This window comes from Gemmata algarum (assembly GCF_034097035.1).
Classification (GTDB): Bacteria; Planctomycetota; Planctomycetia; order Gemmatales; family Gemmataceae; genus Gemmata; species Gemmata algarum.
The window spans coordinates 259304-274819 of the sequence record NZ_JAXBLV010000178.1 but is presented as its reverse complement, the minus strand read 5'-3'; the positions used below and the strand labels follow the sequence as shown (position 1 = coordinate 274819).

Genomic DNA, 15516 nt, shown 5'->3' with positions numbered 1-15516 from the left:
CTGCAAGCGTTCTTTGGTCCAGCCCACGGGTTGTCACCTCACGACGGGGATGTTGGACTCCGGGCGTTCCACTCGCGAACGCTCGCAGTAGATGACTGCTCGCGGTCGGTGTTGGTCTGCCAGAAGTGCGGTAACCAGGCACCGCGGTTGCGGCGAACCTTAAGGCAATCCCGGTGCCGATGCCAAAAACGTCCGTCTCGGGTGCCGGTGCGGCTCGTAATCAGGTGATGTAAGTTGTTATTGGGTAGCTGTTTAATTTGTTTTTGTGCGTGCTGAGCGAACGCCGAGATTCTGCGATGTGTCGAATAGACTCCACGGGTCACGAATGGTCAGAACGCGATGCCGTGACCAGAAGTTGGTCACGTCTAAGGGGGCGTGCCGAGGCACGCAGTCTTCCGAGTACCGGTCGGACATCGCGGCTCGGTAAATTATGATTGTAATTGCATATTGACATCATCGTATTTTGCCTGTTTGGTTTGAGACACTGTTAAGGATTACCGGACAGAACTGATGAGCAAGGGCCGTGCGCCGAATCCTGGGAACGACTTCCGAGTCTCCGGCGCCGGTATTGGAAGGCGGAGCGCCGGGACGCTCGGCGCGACCACGCAGAGGAGGCATGAGTGGACGGCGTGTACTCGCACGACCCGGGCCTTGGGGGTGAACCGCACGGGTGCGGGCGGGTGATGGTGGCCCGCCGCGCCGCTCCGTTTCAAGTTTGGCCTTTACCTCTCACCCGGTTCGCCTGTATTCACACGTCGGCCGCTTTCCCGCCGGGGCGAGGGCGGTCTGGCTCGCCCTCCCGGGACGCGCAATGACACGGACGGTTCTCGCGCTCGCCGCGCTCCTGGTCTTCGGCGCCCACGGGCTCGCGGGGGAGGGCTTCGACTACGCGCCGCCGGTCGCGCCGCCGCCGCCGGACCTCGGCGGGCTCGTGACGCGACTCCTCTTGCTGACGCTCGTGTTGGTCGGGCTGTGTGCGGGGGTGGTGTGGTGGGCCCGACGCGCGAACCGGCCCGCGGGCGGGACCGGCGACGGGGGCGGGCGTCTGAAACTCGAAGGGAGCTTGCCGCTCGACCGGACGTGTGCCGTCCACCTGATTGCGGTGGACGGCCAAACGGTCGCGCTGACCACCGACGGTACCGGGCTGCGGTCGCTGGTCGTTCTGTCCGACACGTTCGAGACCGCGCTCGAAGATGTCGGCCGGGCGGAGGCGGTTGCGGAGCCGGAACCGGCGGCCCCGGCCCCGAAGGAGCCGGAGCCGCCGAAGTGGTCAGCGGATGATGTTAGCCAGCTCTTGCAGCGTATCATTCGTCGTGCTGATGGTCCGGGCGTTCACCTGGAACCCGCGTTGCGCCACGATCAGCCGTGAGAACTCGATCGCGATGTCCACGTTCGAGCTTTCCAGCGACCCGCCCTGGAGCGAACCCCGGCCGCCCTGGCCGGCCAGCCCGATCAGCGCCTCGCCCGAAGCCACCGACGACCGGAAGTAGTTGCTCCCGGTCCGCAGCAGGCCGTCCTCGTTGTTGAAGCCGGCGATCGCGAGCTGAGCCAAGTTGATCGTGCGGCCGTTGGTGAACTTGCCCTGAATGATCCCGTCCGCGTCGATGCTCACGTCGGTCAAGGTGCCGAACCCGGACCCGTCCTGGTTGGTCGCGCTGACGGTGGTGGCCCCGCCGAACTGCGTCAGCCCGTTCGTGAGCCCCGCGGTGCCGAGGTTCAGGGTGATGGTCTGGGCGGTGTTAATGCCGGGGAGCGCGTTGGCCGCGAGGGTCAGCGTCAGGGTCACCGGGGTGTTAGCGGTGCCGACCAGTTGCCCGGTCGAGTTGAACGTGATCGGCCCGCCGGTCAGCGTGACCTTGGTGGGGTCCGCCCCGCTCACGAGTACGCTGGGGCTGTACGTGTTGGCCGCGGTTTTGGTGAAGGTGACGGTCACGGCGCGGGCGGTGCTCTGCGCGTCGTAGACCTGAATCGCGGTGGTGGCCACCTCGTTCACCTGCATGGCGCTGCTCAGGTTCCCCTGGTAATCGATCGTGCTGGTCACCACGCCGGCGGCGCCGGTGCCGAACGGGATCTGGATGTCGAGGTTGCCCGGCACCTGGAACTGCGGGTCGCCGGCGTTCGAGGCCCCGCCCTCGCCGACCGGCCCGAACCGCTGGACCCGGTACCCGGTGCCCGGGTCAACCAAGTAGCCGGCCGAGTCCACGCCGAACGCCCCGGCCCGGGTGTAGGCCACGTCCTCCACGTTCCGCATCACGAAGAACCCGCGGCCCTGGATGCCGGCGTCGAGCGACCGGCCGGTGGGGTTCAGGTTGCCCTGCGTGAACTGCGTGCCGATCGACCCGACGCCGACCCCGAACCCGATCTGGGATGGGTTCACCCCGCCGGTCGTTGCGGACGCGCTGGTGCCCGTGCCGAGGGTCTGGTACACCACGTCGCGGAACACCATCCGCTGGTCCTTGTAACCGGTGGTGTTGATGTTGGCGAGGTTGTTGCCGATCAGGTCGAGGGCCGACGAGTTGGTGGTCAGGCCGCTGGAACCGACGAAGAGAGCGTTCAGAGACATCGTGCGAACTCCTGGTGTGCGAACGGGTGGTTGAGGAACGAACGAATACGTTAAGGTTTATGGGTCGGTACGCGGGACCCCTGACCGCCCGGGCCGTCGGCCCGGGCGCGGGAGTTATCGGTGTTGCAGTGCGGTCCGGGCCGCTTACTATTTCACGCTGTTGATCTGGTCGAGGAGCACCTGGTCGGAACCCACTTGCAGGACGAATTTCCCGTCCTGGGACTGTACCGAGGTGACTTTCCCGGTTTTGGTCGGTTCCCCGGTGAGCGTGTACTCGATCGTCTTGCCGACCAGGTCGGCCCCCTGGGTGATCTGCTGGAGCTTGAGCATCTCGCTGAAGTTCGCGTTCAGGCTCTGGATGCCCGACACGGTGTTCAGGGTCGCGAGCTGCTGGATGAAGTCCTGGTTGCTCACCGGGTCGAGCGGGTCCTGGTTCTTCAACTGGGCGATGAGCAGTTGAAGGAACTGGTCCTGGCCGACGCCGGCCAGGGCGTTGGTGCCGCTTGCCATAACGGGTCTCCTGCGAACGTGGTTGAGGGGGTCAGGCCATCACGTCGACCGCGCCACTGGTGCGGGCCGTCGCCGGGCGGGCGCCGGTTGGGACCGCACTCTGACGGGGCAGTTCGGCCGGGAACTCGGAGCGGTACCCGCCCCACTCGCCCCCGCCGGTCCCCGCCTGAGCGTTCGCGTCGGTCGCGACGCTGAAGTTCTGCACCGACACGCCGGCGTCCTCGAGGCGCTGCCGGAGTTCGGGCAACTGGCTCTCAATCATTCGGCGAACCGCGTCGCTCGACACCACCACTTGTCCGTGAATCGAGTCGCCGTCGGAGACCAACCGGATCTTCAGGGCCCCGAGCTCCGGCGGGTCGAGCCGCATCTGGAACTCGGTCTCGCCGCCGCGGGCGATTACGTGGGCGTGGGTGACGATGTGGTCCGCGACCTGTACCACCGGGTCGGGGGTCTTGACCGCCGTGGCGGTCTGCGCGGCCGTGACCGCGTTCGGGGACTGGGGGACCGGGGCCGGCGCACCGAAGGTCGGGACCGTGTCGTCGGCGGCGCGGGTGCCGGTCCACCGCTCGGTCGGTTCGGCGAGCTGGTTCGGCGTGAGGTTCGTCGCCGCGTTGCTCGCGGTCAGGGTGTTTGCGGCGTCGGTTCCCGCGAGCACCTGAGTGAACGCGGTCGGGGAGGCCGGTGCGGCCGGGAGGGTCAGTGAGGTTGATAGCAGCGGCGGCGCCGGTGCGTCGCCCGAGAGGAGCGTGGTCGCGGTGGAGGCGATCGCGGCGAAGCGGTCGCCCGCGGTGTTCGGCCGGTCGCCGACGGAGGCCGACGGGACAGCCGGGGCCTCGACCGGTGCCGTCGGGGCGATCACCGGAGCGGACAGCGCGGCGTCGGTCACAGGGGCGGCGGGTTGAGCCGGCAGGAGGCCGGGAACGATCGGCGCCTGAGCCGGTACCACCTGCCGCTGCCCGGACTGGACCGCGGCGGTTGCGGCCGCGAGGCCAGCGGCTTGAGCCGGCTGCGGCGTGTTGGCTGTCGGGAGCGGGACGGCGGTCGGGTTGGGAGCGGCGGCGGGCTGGGCCGGGGCCGCGGGCACCGCACCCGCGGGCGGGGTGACTTGGGTGACCGCGGCCGGGATCTGGGTGTTGTTCTGCCGGCCGGCTTCGGCGACCGCTTGGCGGAAGAGCGGGTTGGTTTGCGTCGGCGTTCCCGCCTGCTGGGCGGTGCTGAACTCGGGGGCCGTGAGCCGCTGCGCGTCGGTCGCGGTTTGGCTGGTCGCGAGCGGCGTGCCGTCGGTGCTGATCGGGGTGTTGGCCGCGGCGAGTTGGGTCAGCCCGAGCTGGGCGACGAGCAGCGATGCGGCGGCGTCGCTGGCGGCCGCATCGCGGTCACGCTGGTCCTCTTCGACCTGATCGGCCGCTTGAGCGTTGGCGGCGGCCTGGTTGGTTTCGCGCACCTGTTGCGGGTCGCGGGCCGCGGTCGTGGTTTGCGTCAGGATCGTCTGAAACGGGTCCGTCGGTGTACTGCTTGTGGTCTCCCGCGGACCAGAGGAGCTGGTCGCTTGTGTCGCGACAGCGGCGGAGGTCACACTCGACACGGCTGTTGCCATCGGTGCTGCTCGTCTTAAGGGGGGGATTCGTTGCGGACGAGGAGGCCGTACACTTTCTGTACACGGGCCCTCATCCGGTAGCTCGCAAGTTCCGGACCGTCCGCGACCGCATCGAGCCAGCGCCCGCCGGTTGCTGTGGTCTCTCGAACGAGCGACAGCAGCTCGGCAACGGCGGCCCGGAGGTCGTCCGGGACGCTGGCGGTCTGGGTCAGTTGCCGATCCAGGGCGGCGACCCGCGCGACGAGTTGGGCCACCAACTCGGGTGCAGCGTCACCGACTTTGAACCGGTTGCCGAGTTCGGCCGTCAGTTCAGTCGCGGCTCTCACGGTTGCTCGCAATTCCTGTAGCACGAGAGCCGCGGGGAAATGAGTGGTGAAAGCAGAAAAAAGCGCGGGGGCCGAGGATCTTTAGCGGCTTTTTGGCCGCTCGCGCAGTTTTGCGAGTTGGGCCTGAAGTTCTTCACTGGTTCGCAGGAGCGCGACCTGGGAAACGGCCGACGAAGCGACGAACGGGTCCTCGTTGGCGTCCCCCACCTCGCGGTAAATGGGCAGGGCCTCTTTGGCCTGACCGAGGCGCCGCAGGCATGACGCTTCCATGAACCGGGCGAACGCCCGGTCCTCGGCCGAGAGTTCCTGTAAGTTCAACTGACGGAACGCGTTGAGCGCCGAATAGATTTCGTTGGCGCGGACCAGATCCATCGCGGACCGGAGCTTGTCCGTCGCGAGCGGGGAGAAGGCGGCGCCGGGGGGCTTGGGTTTGGGGGCGGGCGACGCGGGCGGTTGCACGATCGGTGGCGGGGCCTTGTCGATCCGTTCCAGCAATTTCTTGAGGTCGTTGGTGAGCCGGGCGCGTTCGGCGCCGGCCGATTCGGCGGTCGCCCGCTCGCCGGCCAGCGCCGCGGTGTCGGCCTTCAACTTGTCCAGGTACGCGGGCGGTTGGGCGGTCGCCCCGGCGACAACGGCCCCGAGCAACAGGGCGACGGCGGAACCGCGGTACAGTGTGAGCCTCATGAGTCGGACCTCACCGGGTGTTTGTGGGTTCGGCGGCTATACCCGGGGTGCCCGCGGGACGCAAGTTCGTCCCGTGCTCAGTCCTTGAGTAGCGTCCCCGCCACCTGTTCCCAGTTTACCTCTTTGAACGCGCTAAACAACAGATCCTTGTACACTTCGGGGATGTCCTTCGGGATCGTGCCCGCCAGGTCGGTCGAGAGCAGCAGGGAGAGCTGGGCGATTTCGATCTCCTCCGGCGTCCGGGTCTCGTTGACCGCCTTCTGAGCGGCCGCGGCCTCGCGGACCCGCTGGGCCTCGCCCTTCCAGTGCCGCGAGCGGGCGGCGTCGGCGTTGATCCAGTTCAGGATGGCGGAGGTGCTGGGGCTGGGCACCCCGCCGGACGGCACCCGGGTGCCGCGCCCGCCCGCCACCTGGACCTGGCCGGCGACCGGACCGGAGGAGGGCGTTTCGAGCACCGCCCCGTCGGAAACGGGCTTTTTGCTCACGCCCGCCGGGTCGATGAAGTAGTTCGCCACCGACTGGCGCACCTTCACGTCTTGGGCGCCGATCCACATCACCAGGAAGAACGCCATCATCGCGGTCACGAAGTCCGCGTAGGCCACCTTCCACGAGCCGCCGCCTTTTGCCATGTTGCCCTCGCCCCGGAAGCCGGATCAGGTCGGAAAGAACAGGGAACTCGGAACCCGCACGGCCGCGAGGGCAGGCGCGGGGCGCACCCGCTCGGGTGCCGCGCCCCGTGCCTGCCGCCCCGGCTCACGGTGCCGTTAGCTGAACATGGTCTTCAGCTCCGCCTGGTTCGGGCGGCAGTCGCTGCCGATCACCCGCCGGGCGCGGGCCACCACGTCCTTCGGGCTGGCCCCGTCGTTCATCGCGACCACCCCCACGGCCATCGCCTTGAAGAACAGGATCTCCTGGTCGCCGAGGGAGTGCATACGGGCCGCCATCGGGGCCACGAACCCGTAGGCCGCGAGGATCCCGAGGAACGTTCCGACGAGCGCGGCACCGACCTTGTACCCGATCTCCTCCACCGGGCCGCCGATCGCCTGCATCGTCACCACGATCCCGAGCACCGCGGCCACGATCCCGAACCCGGGGAGCGAGTCGGCCGTCTTGGTGAGCGTGTCCACCGCCGCGTTGTGCTCCCGCTCCACCACCCGGATCTCGTCTTCGAGCCATTCGGTGAGTTGGGCGCTCTCCACCGTGCCGTCGAGGATCAGCGCCAGCGAGTCGCACAGGAAGTCGCGGGCGTGGTGGTTGCCGTTCAGCTTCGGGTACTCGCGCAGCAGCGCGCTGCCGTCCGGGTTGGTGATGTGCGAGTCGAGGGCCAGCAGCCCCTCCTGGCGCACCAGCCGGGCGAGCGAGTACTGCAACTTCAGCAGCTCGACGCAGGCCGCCTTGCCGTAGGCCGAGCCCTTCACGGTCTGGAGCATGCCGCGGATCAGGTCCTTGATCACCTTGACCGGAGACATCATGATCAGCGAGCCGAGGGCGGCGCCGCCGATCGTGACGAACTCGGACAGGTGAATGAGCGATGCGACCTTGCCCCCGGCCATCGAGAACCCGACGAGCACGGAGACCAGTACAATCACGCCGCCGACGATTACGACCACCGGTGCACCCCGTGTGCGGTTGATTGGGAGACAAACGAGTTGCAGGGAAGAATCGAAGGGCGTGCGCGATTTTTGCCTGGGCAGAACGGGGCGGTTGTGCCGGTCGCGCGGCCCCCGTGGCCGGTGCGCCGGCGCACGCCCCTGTGCCGGCCCACAGTTGCGCCCGCCGGCGGGCCGATGGGACTGGTGATGCGGTCGCCAGGAGGGTCAGAAATGCGCGGCTTGTTCGTACTCGCGGCACTTTGTGCGGTCGCGCCGGCGGTGCGGGCCGACGAGGTCGACGACGCGCTCGCCAAAAAGCTCGGGGCGGTGGTGCGCGACCCGCGGCACCCGCTGCGGTCCCGGGTCGAGGCGGCCAACATGCTCGGCAAGCTCGGGCCGCTGGCGAGTGCCGCGACCGGCGACTTGGTGGCCGTCCTGGAGCGGCTGCGGGGCCGCGAGCAGGAGCCGCTCCAGGAGGCGGTGGTGGACGCGCTCGGTCAGATCGGCGCGCCGGCCCGGAGTACGCTGCCGGCTCTGGCGCGGGCCGCGAACCGCAGCGCCGACATCGATCTGGCCCTGCGGCGGGCGCGCGAGTCGATCCTGGCGGCCCAGGAAGTGCCGCGGGACGTTGAACTGCTGGCGCAGCAACTGCTGAGCCGCGACGCCAGCAGCCGGGTGCGTGCGGCGAAGGCGCTGGCCGATCTCGGGGTTTTGGCCCGCGGAGCCGCGCCGGCCCTGACGCTCGTTCTGCGTGACCCGGACGACGACGTTCGGCGCGGCGCGATTGCGGCCCTGCGGCTGATCCAGCCGAACCAAGTGTCTGAGCCGCTGGTGCGGGCGATCGCGATCGATTTGAAGAGCCCGGACGCCAACGCGCGGCTGATCGCGGCCCGGACCCTGGGCACGCTCGGCGCCCCCGCAGCCGCGGCGGCGCTGGATTTGGACGCGCTGCGCAACGACCCGGACCCGGACGTGCGGCGGGCGGCGGTGGTGGCGCTGAACCGGATCCCGCCGCCGCCGCCGCCCGCGGCCGTCACCAACCCGTGATGACGACCGTCGCGAAACGCTCGCACACAAACCGATCGTTACGGCGTAAGTTGCTGTTTTTGTTCACTATGAAGTTGAGAAAACCCGGGCGGGGGCCGGCGCGACCATGTGGTTGCGCCGGCCCCCGCCCGGGTTCAAGGGACGGCGGTGAGTTGCTCGCGCGTGCGGAGCGCGCGTCAGCCGTGGCTCAGCACACTGTTGCGGTGGGTCTTCAGCCGCTCGCCCAACTCAAACGTGGCCTTGCTCAGCAGCCGCGACACCCGGGACACCGACAGCTTCATCACCTCGGCGATTTCCTTCAGCCGCAGGTCTTCCTTGTAGTACAGGGTGACCGCGATCCGCTCTTTCGGTTCCAGCTCCTGGATCGCGTCCGCGAGCTGCTGGACCGACTCCCAGCGCTCCAACTCGGCCCCGGGCTCCTCGCCGCCGCCGGCCGGCTCCAGGCCGGTCGATTCGGACGCCTGCTCCCACGACATGGTCTTCGCCATGCGCTCGGCCGAGAGCGTGTCCGTCACCTCGTCCTCGGACAGCCCGGTGGCGGTGGCGATGGCGTCCACCGTGATCGGGTGGGGCAGGGTGCGGCACGCGCGGCGGACCAGCGCGAGCCGGGCGTGAACGTGCTGCGGCAGCGGGCTGTTGCGGCGCATCTCGTCCACGATCGCGCCGCGGATGCGGAGGTACGCGAACGTCTTGAACTGGGCGTTCCGCGCGGGGTCGAACTTGGCCGCGGCCTCGACCAGCCCGAGCACCCCGGCCGACTCCAGGTTCTCCACGTCCACGCCGGGCGGCACGTCCCCGATGAGCCGCCCGATCACGTGCTTCACCAGGGGCAGGTGCGACACGATCAGCTCGTCCCGCCGCTGTTGCTCGGCCTGCCGCTGGTACGCCTGGATGCTGCCGGTGTTCAGGTTGCCACTCATGGTGTGAGAACTCTGGGCGCGGGGGGTCAAGGTCGGGGTTGCTCAAACATTGCGGCGACGGACGAGCCCTCGCCGGTCAGCTCTTCGGGGCGGATCACCGCCACCGGTTCCATCAGAAGGTCGGTCGGGATCTCCTGGTAGGAGACCACGCTCAGGTCGTGCAGGGCCCGGGCCAGCGAGTGCCGCAGCGCCCGCCGGACGCTCGCGTCGCACAGCAGGGCCGCCTCGTACCCGCGGGCGCCGGCCTTGCGCAGCTCGGCCGCGACCCGCATCGTGAGCTGCTCCAGCCGGGACGGGTCGATGGCGAGCTGGTTGTTCTGCACGGACCGCTTCAGGTCCAGCTCGAGCCGCGGGTCCAGCACGATCGCGCGGATCCGCCCCGTGGGGTCGCGGAACCGGTCCACGACCGCGCGCCCGAGGTCGACGCGCACCCGCTCCGCGAGCTCGGCGGGGTCCTTCACGGTCGGCGCGTGGGCCGCCAGGCTCTCCAGGATGCGGGGCAGGTTCGAGATCGGCACCCGCTCGTCCAGGAGCTGCGTGAGCACGCGGTGCAGCAGCCCCATGCTCACGACGTTCGGGATCAGGTCGTCGACCACCGCCGGGGTGGTCTCGCGGACCCGGTCCACCATCGACTTCAGGTCGTCGCGGCCGAGCAGCTCGCCGGCGTGCCGCCGCACCACCTCGCCCAGGTGCGTGATGATGACGTTGGGCGAGTCGACCACGGTGAACCCGGCGGCCTCGGCCCGGTTCCGGTCGGCCTCGCTGATCCACTTCGCGGGCAGCCCGAACGCCGGCTCGCGGGCGTCCTCGCCGGTCAGCGGGACGCGGGCCGCGCCGCCCGGATCGATCGCCAGCCACAGGTCGGGCCGCACGTCCCCGCGGGCCACCTCGCGGCCGCCCAGCAGGATGCGGTACGTCGGCGGGTCGAGTTGGAGGTTGTCGCGGACCCGCACGGCGGGCACCCACAGCCCGCTCTGCTTCGCGAGGTCCCGCCGCAGCCCGCCGATGCGGTCGATCAGCCCGGGGCCGCGCCGCGCCGACACCATCGGGATCAGGGCGGCGCCGATTTCGAGGCTCACGCGGTCGCTCTGGAGGAAGTCGTCCAGGTACCCTTCGACCGGCGACTTCGCCGGCGCGGCGGCTGCGGCTGCTGCTGCGGCGGCGGCTTCGGCCTTCGCCGCGGCCGGCACTTGCGGCACCTGGGACATCCGCCGCGACAGGAGCAGCAGCGCGACGCCCAGCGCCAGGAACGGCAGCATCGGCATCCCGGGCACCAGGGCCAGGGCGATCAGGATGAACGCCGCCAGCCGGAACGGCCCGGAGGCGGCCGAAAACTGCCCGCCCAGCTCCTCGCCCAGGCTCGTGCCCGAGGTCGCCTTCGTCACCAGCATGGCCGAGGCGGTCGCGGTGATCAGGGCCGGGATCTGCGTCACCAGCCCGTCGCCGATGGTCAGGATCGAGTACCGCCGGACCGCCTCGGCCAGCGGCATCCCCTTCGTCAGGCCGATGATGAACCCGCCGAACAGGTTGATCGCCGTGATGATGATGGCCGCGACCGCGTCGCCCCGGACGAACCGGCTCGCACCGTCCATCGTGCCGTAGAACTCGCTCTCGCGCATCAGCGACGTGCGCCGCCGCTTCGCCTCGGCCTCGTCGATCATCCCGGCGTTCATCTCGGCGTCGATCGCCATCTGCTTGCCGGGCAGCGAGTCGAGGGTGAACCGGGCGGCCACCTCGGACACCCGCCCGGCCCCCTTCGTGATGACCACGAACTGGATCACGATGAGGATCAGGAAGATCACCAGCCCGACGATCAGGCTGCCGCCCACGACGAACTTGCCGAACGCATCGACGATGGTTCCGGCGTCCCCGTTCAGCAGCACCAGCCGCGTGGTCGCCACGTTCAGGGCGAGCCGGAACAGCGTCAGGAGCAAAAGTAGCGACGGGAACGTCGAGAACTCCAGTGGCTGCTTCACGGTCAGCGTGACCAGCAGCAGCAGCAAGGTGGCGCTGATGTTGAACGCCAGGAGCATGTCCAGGACGATCGTCGGCAGCGGCACCAGGAAGATCACGAGCAGCCCGAGCAGCGCTACCGACAGGAGCAGTTCGCTCCGGAGGAGAGGCGAGCCGGCCGCGGGTGTTGTTTCGTTCGCCATTGTGGGGTCCGTTGCCGCCGTTTCCGGCGACAGCATGATTTAGAACGTGCCCCATTTCGTGGGGCGCGGAAGTTCGCCAAGACGCAGCAAATCCCAAAACAATTTACAGCCGCGGTCGGACGTTTCGGCTCCGGCGCAACAGCGGGTTCCGGTTATCCCGACGCGCATTCGCGCCGGGCCACAATACTGCGATCGCTTCACAACTACAACGTCCCGCCGCGCATCTTCATCACGAACGCCAGCACCTCGGCGACCGCCCGGAACAGCACGCCGGGGATCTGCTGCCCCTCGCGCACCGACTGAAGGGCCCGGGCCAGCGGGGGGCGCTCGAGCACCGGCACGCCGGACTCGCGCGCCCGCTTCGCGATGCGGAGGGCGAACGCCCCTTTCCCCTTCGCGACCACCACCGGGGCGCTGTCGCGGGCCGAGTCGTACCGGAGGGCGACGGCGTAGTGCGTCGGGTTGGTGACCACCACCGTCGCCTTCGGCACCTCGCTGAGCATCTTGCGCTTGGTCCGCTCGCGGGCGATCTGCCGCACCCGGGCCTTCACGTGCGGGTCGCCTTCTTCCTGCTTCAGCTCCTGCTTCAGCTCCTCTTTGGTCATCATCAGCGACTGCTCGAACTTGTACCGCTGGTACACGTAGTCGAAGACCGCGACCAGCGCGACCGCCCCGGTCAGGTAGAGTGCGAGCCGCATCACGAGCGCCCACGCGACCGGGGCGGCCTCGCCGATGCGGCCCATGCCGATCGAGGCGACGAGGCTGCCGCGGCCGTTCAGGACGTAGTACGCGACCCCCGCGAGGGCCAGCACCTTCGCGACCGTCAGCAGCCCGCGGACCACCGACCCGAGCGAGAACAGCCGCCCGACCCCGTTGACGGGGTTCAACTTGTCGAGGTTGGGTTCCAGCTTCTCGGTGTTGAGCTGGAACCCGACCTGGGCGACCGACGCCCCGACGCCGACCGCGAGCAGCAGCCCGAAAAAGGGGAGCAGCGCGCCGATCATCCGGAGGGCCGTCCGGCCCAGCAGTTCCGCCGCCTCCGCGGTGCCGAACTCCTCGCGGCCCACCCGCGGCAGGTCCGTGCGGAACACCGTAATCATGGTGGCCCACAGGTCCGGGCCGAGGTACCGCAGCCCGAGCACGCCGGCGACCAGCACGAGGCTCCCGACCAGTTCGGCGCTGAACGGCACCTGGCCCTGGCGCCGCGCCTCCTCGCGCCGGCGCGGTGTCGGGTCTTCTGTTTTCGACTCCTGGTCGACGTCCTCGGCCACCGGTCAGCCCCCCAGGAGTTTGGGAAGGGCGTCGCCGGTGCGGCCGACGATCGCGGTCAGGGTCGTGACGAACTCCGGGACCAGCACCAGCCCCGCGAGCAGCGCGACCAGCACCTGGAGCGAGAACCCCACGGAGTAGATGTTCAGTTGGGGCGCGGCCCGGGCCATCACCGCCAGCGTGACGGACAGCAGGAACAGGCACAGCGCCAGCGGGGCCGCGAGCAGCAGCCCCATCTCGTAGGCGCTCGCCAGCCCGGTCACCAGCGGCCCCGCTTCGGGGATGGCGCTCCCGCCGATGGGGAGCGTGGCGAAGGACGCGTGAAGGGCCATGAGCACGATGTGGTGCCCGTCCACGAGGAGGAACACCAGCGCGCCGGCGGTCTCGAAGACGTTCGTCAGCGGGCCGCCCGACTCGCCCCCGGCGGGGCCGAGTTGCGGGGAGATGTTCAGGCCGATCTGCTGCGTCACGAACTCGCCGGCGATGCGGCCGGGGAGCAGGAACAGCCCGAACGCGAAGCCCATCGCGACGCCGATCAGCGCCTCGCGCGCCAGCACCAGCCCGTACCGGAGCGGGTCCACCTCGCGCACGCTGCCGGGCGGCGCCGCCGCCAGCTCCGCGCCGGCGGGGCCGATGTAGAACGCCGCGAGCACGAGCACCATGCCGGCGCGCACCGTGCGCGGCGTGCGCGCGGCGAACAGCGGCATCACGGCGACGAACGCGCCGATCCGCGCCAGTAACAGCCCGAGGGCCACGCTGGAGAGCGTCACGTGCCGATCCCCGCGGCGTAGGAGAACATGCGGTGGGTGAACGCCACCGCCTGCTGGAACGAGAACCCGAGCGTCACCACCAGGGCGAGGCCCACGAGGATGATGCGCGGGACGTAGCTGAGCGTCTGGTCCTGGATGCTGGTGACCGTCTGGAAGATGCTCACCAGGAGGCCCACCGCGAGGCTGATCACCAGCGCGGGCAGGGCCACCACGAGGGCCACCAGGAACAGCTCCTGGGTCATGCGGATCACGTGTTCGGCGGTCATCGCTTCCCCCCGGGGCAAGTGGTCAAGGCCAGAGGTCGGAGGGCGGTTTTGGTTCGCCCCCCGGTTGCGGCCCCTCATCAACCGCGTCAGCCGTAACTGAGCGCGATGGCGTAGGTCACGAGGTGCCAGCCGTCCGCGAGGACGAACAGCAGGATCTTGAACGGCGCCGAGATGGTGACGGGCGGCATCATGACCATACCCATCGAGGTGAGCACGCTCGACACCACGAGGTCCACCATCAGGAACGGCAGGTACAGGCAGAACCCCATGATGAAGGCGGTCTTCAGCTCGCTGATCAGGAACGCGGGCACCACCGTCAGGAACGGGGCGTCCTCGGCCTTCTCCACGGTGTGCTTCGAGAGGTGCAGGAACAGCGCGAGGTCCTGCTTGCGGGTCTGCCGCAGCATGAACTGCTTGTAGATGTCGGTGCCGGTTTTGAACGCCTCCGGGCCGGTCATCTTCTTCTGGAGGTAGGGCTGGTACGCCTTCTGGTCGATCTCGGCGAAGGTGGGCTGCATCACGAACAGGGTGATGAACAGCGCCAGCCCGGTGAGGACCAGGTTGGGCGGCACGTTCTGCGCGCCCAGCCCCTGGCGCACGAACGACAGCACGATCACGACGCGCGTGAAGCACGTCATGGTCATGAGGGCGGCCGGGAGCAGCGCGGACAGCCCCAGCATGAGGGCGGTCTGGACCGGCGGCGACAGGTTCTGGAAGTTCAGCCCGTTGGGGCCGTTGACGAAGTCGGCCAGGTCGCCCATTGCTGCTCTCCCTGCGGCTCGGGGCGGGCTTTACCGCGAAGGGGGCGACGAGTCAACCCGGAGAGGAAGCGGGCGGCGGGCGGTGTGTAGAACCCGCCCACCCCTTCGCTCGCCTGGCGCGCGGAGGGGGACACGCGCGGGGCCGGCCGCACCCCACACCGCCGCGCCTGTGCCGCTTCCACGTTCAGCGCAGGTCGCGCAGTTCGAGCAGCAGCGCGTTCAGCTCGTCCGCGGGCGCGTCGGTCGGCAGCGTGCTCCCTTCGTGCGCGGCGGCGAGCCGGTGCTCCCATTCGGTAAGCTGGCGGGTGTGGAACTCGACATCGACGGCGCTCAGGGCGCCGAACTCGGCGCCCGCCTTGCGCTCGATCAGTTCGGGGATGAAGGGGAGCTTGAACCGCTCGTTGAGCGTGGGCAGGTGCGTTTCCACCTCGCCCGTTTCGAGCAGGTGGACCCCGGTGAGGGCCACCCGGTACGCGTACAGGAGCGTTTTGGCGCGCTTGGGGCTTTCCTTCTCGAACAGCTTCCGCTGGGTGTGCAGGAACCCGCGGTAGTGGTTGTGGCAGTGCTTCGTGACGCACTTCGCGGCCACGGGACGCAGCCGCGCGAGGAAATCCGCCCCGTGCGCCACGAGCGGCGAGAACACCTGTTCCAGAACGTACCCGTTGTGCTTGCACAGCATCCGCAGGTATTTGCCGACCTCGTGCGCCACCGCCTCGACCTCGCGCCCGTCGAGTGTCCCCTTCGGTTCGAGGGTTTCGGCCGGCGGGCACAGCCCCGCGAGGGCGCGGAGCGGCGCGCGGAAGCACCCGCGCAGGTCGATGTCGCTGTCCGCGGACGGGAACCCGTAACTGTGCGACCCGCTGACGGTCCAGAACAGCGCGTCGGGGACGCGCGCGTTGGCCCAGCGGGCGAGGGCGGTCAGGTCGAGGTCGTGTGACGTGGGCACGTCGTTCTCTGTGGAGCGCGGGCGTCCCGCCCGCTGTTGGGTTTGCGTGTCAATCTGCTGAGGAGTTTTCTCGTGTGCGGGGCCAAGAGCGGGCGCCCGCGTTGCACCG

Annotated in this window: 16 protein-coding genes; 2 read left to right on the top strand and 14 right to left on the bottom strand. The window is 69.3% G+C overall.

Going from position 1 to position 15516, the window contains the following annotated elements:
- Positions 1-811 precede the first annotated feature (811 nt).
- Entirely contained in the window at positions 812-1369 is a 558-nt protein-coding gene (locus tag R5W23_RS15520) for a hypothetical protein (RefSeq protein WP_320687064.1), read from the top strand.
- Here R5W23_RS15520 and R5W23_RS15515 read toward each other — a convergent pair.
- From R5W23_RS15515 to motA, 7 genes are all read right to left on the bottom strand, one after another.
- On the bottom strand, positions 1271-2563 hold the full coding sequence (locus R5W23_RS15515; RefSeq protein ID WP_320687063.1) for a flagellar hook protein FlgE: 1293 nt from the start codon (positions 2561-2563) through the stop codon (positions 1271-1273). The two genes, R5W23_RS15520 and R5W23_RS15515, sit on opposite strands and share 99 nt — an antisense overlap.
- A 147-nt stretch (positions 2564-2710) precedes the next feature.
- Positions 2711-3073 (bottom strand): flagellar hook assembly protein FlgD, encoded by a 363-nt coding sequence (locus tag R5W23_RS15510; RefSeq protein WP_320687062.1) that lies wholly within the window; start codon positions 3071-3073, stop codon positions 2711-2713.
- Between the two features lie 31 nt (positions 3074-3104).
- Entirely contained in the window at positions 3105-4670 is a 1566-nt protein-coding gene (locus R5W23_RS15505; protein ID WP_320687061.1) for a flagellar hook-length control protein FliK, read from the bottom strand.
- A gap of 14 nt (positions 4671-4684) precedes the next feature.
- Positions 4685-4996, bottom strand: coding sequence for a hypothetical protein (locus R5W23_RS15500; protein WP_261184749.1), 312 nt, complete (start codon positions 4994-4996; stop codon positions 4685-4687).
- An 81-nt stretch (positions 4997-5077) separates the two neighbouring features.
- Positions 5078-5680, bottom strand: coding sequence for a hypothetical protein (locus R5W23_RS15495; protein ID WP_320687060.1), 603 nt, complete (start codon positions 5678-5680; stop codon positions 5078-5080).
- 77 nt (positions 5681-5757) lie between these two features.
- On the bottom strand, positions 5758-6309 hold the full coding sequence (locus tag R5W23_RS15490) for a flagellar motor protein MotB (RefSeq protein WP_261184745.1): 552 nt from the start codon (positions 6307-6309) through the stop codon (positions 5758-5760).
- 135 nt (positions 6310-6444) lie between these two features.
- Positions 6445-7290 carry a flagellar motor stator protein MotA gene (gene motA, locus R5W23_RS15485; RefSeq protein ID WP_261184743.1) on the bottom strand — a complete coding sequence of 282 codons (846 nt, stop codon included), beginning with the start codon at positions 7288-7290 and terminating at the stop codon, positions 6445-6447.
- A 213-nt stretch (positions 7291-7503) separates the two neighbouring features.
- Between motA and R5W23_RS15480 the strand changes: the two genes are divergently transcribed.
- The gene (locus R5W23_RS15480; RefSeq protein WP_261184742.1) at positions 7504-8319 is read left to right on the top strand and encodes a HEAT repeat domain-containing protein; all 816 of its coding nucleotides are present in this window, start codon (positions 7504-7506) and stop codon (positions 8317-8319) included.
- A 176-nt stretch (positions 8320-8495) separates the two neighbouring features.
- On the opposite strand, the gene R5W23_RS15475 is transcribed toward R5W23_RS15480, so the two are convergent.
- The 7 genes from R5W23_RS15475 to R5W23_RS15445 form a co-directional block, all read right to left on the bottom strand.
- Positions 8496-9239, bottom strand: coding sequence for a sigma-70 family RNA polymerase sigma factor (locus tag R5W23_RS15475; RefSeq protein ID WP_261184740.1), 744 nt, complete (start codon positions 9237-9239; stop codon positions 8496-8498).
- Positions 9240-9265: 26 nt separating this feature from the next.
- Positions 9266-11395 (bottom strand): flagellar biosynthesis protein FlhA, encoded by a 2130-nt coding sequence (gene flhA / locus R5W23_RS15470; protein ID WP_261184738.1) that lies wholly within the window; start codon positions 11393-11395, stop codon positions 9266-9268.
- Between the two features lie 203 nt (positions 11396-11598).
- Positions 11599-12666 (bottom strand): flagellar biosynthesis protein FlhB, encoded by a 1068-nt coding sequence (flhB, locus tag R5W23_RS15465; protein WP_320687059.1) that lies wholly within the window; start codon positions 12664-12666, stop codon positions 11599-11601.
- A 3-nt stretch (positions 12667-12669) separates the two neighbouring features.
- Complete coding sequence (locus R5W23_RS15460) at positions 12670-13434, bottom strand: flagellar biosynthetic protein FliR (RefSeq protein WP_320687058.1); 765 nt, start codon at positions 13432-13434, stop codon at positions 12670-12672.
- Complete coding sequence (locus tag R5W23_RS15455) at positions 13431-13700, bottom strand: flagellar biosynthetic protein FliQ (RefSeq protein WP_261184732.1); 270 nt, start codon at positions 13698-13700, stop codon at positions 13431-13433. The genes R5W23_RS15460 and R5W23_RS15455 overlap by 4 nt, the downstream gene beginning before the upstream one ends.
- 86 nt (positions 13701-13786) lie before the next feature.
- Positions 13787-14461 carry a flagellar type III secretion system pore protein FliP gene (fliP, locus tag R5W23_RS15450; RefSeq protein ID WP_261184731.1) on the bottom strand — a complete coding sequence of 225 codons (675 nt, stop codon included), beginning with the start codon at positions 14459-14461 and terminating at the stop codon, positions 13787-13789.
- A gap of 184 nt (positions 14462-14645) precedes the next feature.
- Positions 14646-15407 carry a nucleotidyltransferase domain-containing protein gene (locus tag R5W23_RS15445; RefSeq protein ID WP_320687057.1) on the bottom strand — a complete coding sequence of 254 codons (762 nt, stop codon included), beginning with the start codon at positions 15405-15407 and terminating at the stop codon, positions 14646-14648.
- Positions 15408-15516 lie beyond the last annotated feature (109 nt).